The organism is Desulfobaculum sp. (genome assembly GCF_054921475.1).
The window spans coordinates 1-5,922 of the sequence record NZ_JBUDSW010000227.1 but is presented as its reverse complement, the minus strand read 5'-3'; the positions used below and the strand labels follow the sequence as shown (position 1 = coordinate 5,922).

Here is a 5,922-nt window from a genome sequence, read left to right as displayed (position 1 = left end):
GGGAGTCCTGACGGCGCAGCCACTGCACTTCCGTGGGGTTGGTGATGTAGCCGGTTTCCACGAGGATGGCCGGCATCCGCGCGCCAATGAGCACGAAGAACGGCGCACTGCGCGCGCCATGGTCCCGCACGCCCTTGTACTTGCGCTTGAGCGTTGTGACGCAGTTTTTCTGCACGTGCTGCGCCAGCACCTTGGATTCGCGAATCTTAAAGCTGTGCACAAGGTCCATGACGATTTTCTGCGTATCACTAATGCGCATGGGGTCCACGTCGTTTTCCTTGGCCGCAAGGCGCAGGACAATGTCGTTGCGCGCCTTGCCAAGGTAGTACGTTTCAAAGCCGCGCACGGACGAACGCCGGTTGGCGTTGCAGTGCAGGGAGATGAACAGGTCCGCCTTTTTGATGTTGGCGGCCATGGCCCTGTCTTCCAACTGCACCTTGGTGTCTGAGGTACGCGTATAGAGCACGCGGAAGCCGCGGCTTTGCAGCTTGGCCCCAAGAATGCGCGCAAGGCTCAGGGTGACGTCTTTTTCCATGGTGCGGATGCGGCGCTTTTTCCGGCCGCGCTTGTCCTTGTAGTAGACGTAATCCAGCGCGCCCGGGTCCTTGCCGCCGTGACCGGCGTCAATCATGATGGTGCCAATGGTCATACCCAGCTGCGCCAGCACATCCTTGGCCACCTGCTTGTCCTTGGTGGTGGGCTTGTGGTTGGCGTCGGGCATTTTGGGCCACTTGGTCTTTTTGACCGGGGCGGCGCCTGCCGCGCGCTGCTCGGCAAACACGTCGATAACGATGCGGAAGGGATTTTCCAGCGTGAACAGGTGATATTTGTTCAGGCGCTGAAAATCGAGCACCACCCGCGCGGTCTTCACATCATTCTGCCCGGCGCGCACGCCGCTCAGGATGCCGTCCTTCACACTCACCCGCGCGGCAAGGTCCGGCGCAAGGCGTGTTCCCTCAAGGTCGATGAACATGCGGTGGGGCTTGTTGTGGGACGGGTCCGGCGGCAGGGAGTGGTCCTCAAACTTCACGGACCGGTCCATATCCAGCACCACGCGGGTGAAGTCGTCACCACTGCGGTGGCGGATGTTCACCAGCCGCGCCGTATCACCGGAGTCCGCCGGAGCCGCGGCCGTGGCGGCGGGCTTTTTCTTGGGTTTGGGCTTGGACGTCACACGGGCGTGGTCCATCTTGCGCAGCAGGCGTTTGGCGTCGGCGTAGCGGTCTCCCTTTGGGTAGTCGCGCACAAGGCGCAGCAAATCCGCATAGGCCTGATTCTCATCGCCAAGAGCGGTGTATTCCACCTCGCCCTTGCGGAAGAGCGCGTCATCGCGCCATGAGTCATCCTCGTCAAACATATCGTGGGCGCGCTGGTACTTTTCGGCGGCAAGGCGGGAATCGTCCCGCCGCCCGGACCGGCGGCCAAGTTCATCGTAAGTATAGCCCTCAAAGTACGCGGAGCGCGCGGCATACACGCCCCCGCCCCGCACGCGGGACAGGCGGTTGAACTCCCGCGCCAAACGCAAAAAATCATCGCGCTGGGCGCGGCGGTCGCTCTGCAGCGCCTTAAAGCGGTCCACGGCGCGCGTGTATTCACGGCGCAGCACCGACGAGGACATGGAAACGGATTTGGTGGGCGCGGGGCGCGTCACTGCCGGGGCCTTTTTCTTGACCTCGGCAAGGAGCTTTTTGGCGCGTCCGGCGTAATCGCCACGGGGATAGGACCGGAGCAAACGCTCCAAATCCGAACGCGCCCCGGCGGCGTCGCCAAGGCGCGAATACGACAGCGCGGCCTTGCGGTAGAGGCAATCATCCACCCAGCTGTGCCGCGCGGGGAAATGGTTCACCGCACGCTGGAAGGCGTCTACCGCCTCGCGCGCGTCGGACTTCAGCCACGAGCGCTCGGCAAGCTCCTCATAGCAGCGGGCCATGTAGTACAGGGACTTTGGCCCATAGCCACTGCCCGGGTTCATGTTCAGCACGCGCCGAAAACGCGAGTGCACATCCTTCCACATATCCCGGCGCTGGGCCAAACTTGAGGACGCCCCTACCTTCTTAAACCGTGACACCGCGTCGAGAAACGCAGTGCGCTGGCTGGCGGCGTGGGCCACAGCGGTCATGGACAGCATCAGCCCCGCCATGAGCAGGACAATGATGCACCGGGCCTGAACGCGGCGCATAACGCCGCGGGATGTGGACGGGAGAGTGTATCGTCTATGCATGAACACCGTGCAGGTTGCCGTGTGTAAGGTTGCAGGCGAGCCGTGGACTCGGCTGAAATTGTCTTTGCCTCCGCACATATACCCGCGATTCCACCGACTGTGCAACCCCATGGGGCGCACCGGGCCATAGAGCGGTCCACAGCCCGCCACACGCGGCTTTGCCGCCTAAACGCAGCGCGCTAGACCTCGCGCACCACAACGGTCTTGCCGATGGGCGCAAGGGAGATGACGGCCAGCTTTAAGTGCTGGAAACCAAAGGGAATGCCGATGATGGTAATGAAATTGGCCAGAGCGGCCACAAGGTGCCCAATTGCCAACCAAATGCCCGCGAGGATGAACCAGACCACATTGCCGAGCATACCCAGCGGCCCGGTGCCAATGTCCTCACGCCCGGTCACATCGCGGCGGTCGGCCACCTCGCGCCCAAAGGGCCACAGGGCAAACGTGCCGATAACAAAGCAGGACCGCGCCCACGGAATGCCGATGATGGTCACAATCATGACCACACCGGAGAGCCACCAGCCGATGGCCATGGGCAGGCCGCCAAGAACAAGCCACAGGATATTCAGCAGCATGCGAATCATACGCGTCTCCCTTGGTTCTTTGGGGGCGTGCGCCCCAAGCTGTCCGCTCCACAATCACCCACTGCGGGCGGCGCAAAAACGGCGGAACGCGGCGCGGGGCACTGCGCCCAGTGTGCACAGAGCCAGCCGGAGCGGCCACGCTGCGGGCAGATGCCGCCGCAGAATGCCGTCTTCACCACCCTACGCGGCCGGGCCGTCTTCCGACAACTCCGCCAAACGGCTTTCTATTTCCTCCCACCGCTCAAGGGCGGCGTCAAGGTCAGCTTCGGCTTTGCCAAGATTCTGCGTTGCGGCCTCAAAGCCAGCAGGGTCGCGCTGATAGAAGTCCGGGTCCGCCAGCTTGGCGCTGAGGTCTTCAAGGGCGGCCTCCATGGCTTCAATGCGCGCCGGGGTCCCGTCCAATTCCAACTGCAAGGCGTCGCGCTCGCGCTGTTCGTTGAAGGTCAGCTTGCGCTTGCCGTCGGCGCGGGGGCGCTGGCGGGGCTTTGGCGCTTCGGCCTTTTTGGGGCCGGCGTTTTCCTCGGCCTGCTGGCACTGGCGCAGCCAGTCGTCATAGCCGCCAACGTATTCACGCACCACGCCGTCCGCCTCAAAGGCGATGGTGGAGGTGACCACATTGTTGAGGAAGGCACGGTCATGGCTGACCACCAGCACGGTGCCGGAATACTGCATCAACAGTTCTTCCAGCAGGTCCAGCGTTTCGGCGTCGAGGTCGTTGGTGGGTTCGTCAAGGACGAGGACGTTGGACGGACGCGTGAACAGCTTGGCAAGGAGCAACCTGTTGCGCTCGCCGCCGGACAGGGTATGCACCTTGCTCCGGGCGCGGTCGCGCGTGAACAGGAAGTCCTGCAAGTAGCCCATAACGTGGCGCTTGTTGCCGTCCACAGTCACCCATTCCTGCCCGTCGCCCACCACGTCATAGGCGCGGGCGTCCATGTCGAGGCTGGCGCGCAGCTGGTCAAAGTAGGCAATCTCCAGATTGGTGCCAAGGCGTACGGCGCCGCTGTCCGGGGTCTGCTTGCCCAGCAGGGTGCGCAGCAGCGTGGTCTTGCCCGCGCCGTTGGGACCGATGATGCCCACCTTGTCCCCGCGCATAATGGCGGTGGAAAAATTGCTGAACACCGGGGCGCCGTCAAAAGCCACCGTCAGGTCCTGCCCCTCGGCCACCAGCTTGCCGGACAGCCCGGCCTCCTGCAGCTGCATCTTGGCCTGTCCGGGACGGTAGCGCCGCGCTTTGCGCTGTTCGCGCATTTTCTTGAGGTCGCGCAGGCGGCCCATGTTGCGGCGACGGCGGGCAGTGACGCCTTTGCGCAGCCACTGCTCTTCCTCGGCCAGCTTGATGTCAAAGCGGTCCCATTCCTTTTCCTCGGCGTTCAGGAGTTCCTCCTTGCGCGTGAGGTAGGTCTGGTAATCGCACCGCCAGTCGGCCAGGTGGCCTCGATCCAGCTCCACAATGCGGGTCGCCAGCTTTTGGAGCAGCGCGCGGTCGTGGGTGACGAAGAAAAGGGTCTTCACGTGGCGGAGCAAGAATTCCTCCAGCCACGTGATGGAGTCGATGTCCAGATGGTTCGTGGGCTCGTCAAGGAGCAGGACATCCGGGTCGCTGGCAAGGGCGCGGGCCAGCATAACGCGGCGCTTCAGGCCGCCGGACAGCGTGGCGAACTCGGCATCCGCGTCCAGCTTCAGGCGCGAGAGCACCATCTCTACCGTGCGGTAGGATTCCCAGCCGCCGCTGGCGTCAACGGCCTGCTGGGCGGCCTCCAGTGCGGGCATAGCCGAGGCGTCGCGCTCCACAGCGGCCACGGCGGAGCGGTAATCGTAGAGGGCGGTGCCCATCTCGCCAATGCCGGTGGCCACCACCTCAAACACGCTTCCGGTGATGTCCTGCGGCACGTCCTGCGACAGCCGGGCAACACGCACGCCTTTGCCGATGGCTATCTCGCCGCCGTCGGGCTTCATGTCCCCGGTGACCACGCGCATGAGCGAGGACTTGCCCTCGCCATTGCGGCCGACAAGGCACACGCGTTCCCCGGCCTCAATCTGCATGCTGACGCCGTCCAGAACGGGCGCGTCGGAAAAGGCCAGCCGAATATCCTTGATGCTAATAAGCGCCACGCCTCTCTCCGCTAGCGCTTCATGTTCACGAACTGCAGCGGCAGGTCGAAATCGGCGTTGTTAAGGGTCTGCATAACGGTCTGAAGGTCGTCAATCTGCTTGGCCGTCACACGGACCTGATCGTCCTGAATGGCGGGCTGCACCTTTTTGAGCTTCAGATTCTTGATGGTCTTCACGATTTTCTGGCCCATCTCCTTGGAGATGCCTTCCTTGATGGCCACGTCCTGCTTGAGCTGGCCCTGCGAGGTGGCCTCGTGCTTTTTGAACTCCAGGCACTTGGAGTCGAGCTTGCGGCGGGTGAAATGGGCGATAAGCATTTCGCGCAGGGCTTTGATCTTCATCTCGTCACCGGTGACGATGCTGATGACCTTATCCTTGCGGTTCAGCTTAATTTCGGTGTGCACGCCGCGGAAGTCGTAGCGCGTGGCCACTTCCTTAACCACGTTGTTCACGGCGTTATCGGCTTCCTGCAAATCCACCTGACTGACAATGTCGAAAGACGGCATAGGTCTGGTCTCCTGGCTAGATTGTGGCCCCGTCTGCGGGGAGAGGCCCGGCGCGGGCGGGTCGCGGCGACGCGGCGCGGGCGGGACTTGGCGCTGTATCGCTGCGGGGCGCGGCCACGTTCAGATGCGGCGCGCTCTCACACTGCGACTGGTACATAGGAATAATCCGCCCATATTGTAAAGGGCGGCGCAGGCAGAAGCCCGTCTGGGAAAAGTGGCCGGGGTTTGACGCACGTCAAGGCGGCGAGGCTGTGGTAGGCTACTGTGGACACACATCATGCAGACACAGCCGGAATATCCGGCAAGGAGGCACCATGCCAGAAGAAACACTTATAAAGAACATGCCCTTTTCCCAGCCCGTGGTCATGGCAGACCTCGTGGACTACGCTCCCGGTCAGGTGGTCAGCCGCACCATCAGCCAGCGGCCGACGGTAAACACGACCCTGTTCGCCTTTGACGCCGGGGAAGCCATCAGCACCCACAGCGCGCCGGGCGA

At 63.1% G+C, this 5,922-nt stretch carries 5 protein-coding genes; 1 reads left to right on the top strand and 4 read right to left on the bottom strand.

The genetic code is table 11. From position 1 onward, the window contains the following. The 4 genes from ACY69P_RS13245 to ACY69P_RS13230 form a co-directional block, all read right to left on the bottom strand. The coding region (locus tag ACY69P_RS13245) for an N-acetylmuramoyl-L-alanine amidase (protein ID WP_462327811.1) at positions 1–2,221 on the bottom strand (2,221 nt) is incomplete at its 3' end. 179 nt (positions 2,222–2,400) lie between these two features. Beyond that, positions 2,401–2,805 (bottom strand): YccF domain-containing protein, encoded by a 405-nt coding sequence (locus tag ACY69P_RS13240; protein ID WP_462327810.1) that lies wholly within the window; start codon positions 2,803–2,805, stop codon positions 2,401–2,403. A gap of 180 nt (positions 2,806–2,985) precedes the next feature. Then, positions 2,986–4,920, bottom strand: a complete 1,935-nt coding sequence (locus tag ACY69P_RS13235; RefSeq protein WP_462327809.1) for an ATP-binding cassette domain-containing protein — start codon at positions 4,918–4,920, stop codon at positions 2,986–2,988. Positions 4,921–4,931: 11 nt separating this feature from the next. Next, positions 4,932–5,426 carry a YajQ family cyclic di-GMP-binding protein gene (locus ACY69P_RS13230; RefSeq protein ID WP_459897815.1) on the bottom strand — a complete coding sequence of 165 codons (495 nt, stop codon included), beginning with the start codon at positions 5,424–5,426 and terminating at the stop codon, positions 4,932–4,934. A gap of 314 nt (positions 5,427–5,740) precedes the next feature. Between ACY69P_RS13230 and ACY69P_RS13225 the strand changes: the two genes are divergently transcribed. Next, positions 5,741–5,922, top strand: a 182-nt coding sequence (locus ACY69P_RS13225; RefSeq protein ID WP_462327808.1) for a cupin domain-containing protein, incomplete at its 3' end; no start/stop codon positions are given.